The sequence below is a fragment of the Aquirufa esocilacus genome (assembly GCF_042715595.1).
Classification (GTDB): domain Bacteria; phylum Bacteroidota; class Bacteroidia; order Cytophagales; family Spirosomataceae; genus Aquirufa; species Aquirufa esocilacus.
On the sequence record NZ_JBBKXX010000011.1, the window covers coordinates 1 to 255 of the forward strand.

General features: G+C 46.3%; 1 rRNA gene. It reads left to right on the plus strand.

Annotated features, from left to right (window positions below):
- Nucleotides 1-255: ribosomal RNA gene (locus SKC37_RS11685) — 23S ribosomal RNA — on the plus strand; the annotation flags it as partial.

The window sequence follows — 255 nt, forward strand, 5'->3', positions numbered from 1 at the left end:
TGCTGAACTGAAACATCTAAGTAAGCAGAGGAAGAGAAAACAAAAGTGATTCCGTAAGTAGTGGCGAGCGAACGCGGATTAGCCCAAACCAGTGTTGTTGCGGCAAGACTGGGGTTGTAGGACCACGCCATCGATTATATAAATCAACGAGAACTGTTTGGGAAAGCAGGCCATAGAAGGTGAGAGCCCTGTATTGGTAAGTTTATGTAATTGTAGTGGTATCCTGAGTAGGGGGGGACTGGAGAAATCCCCTTT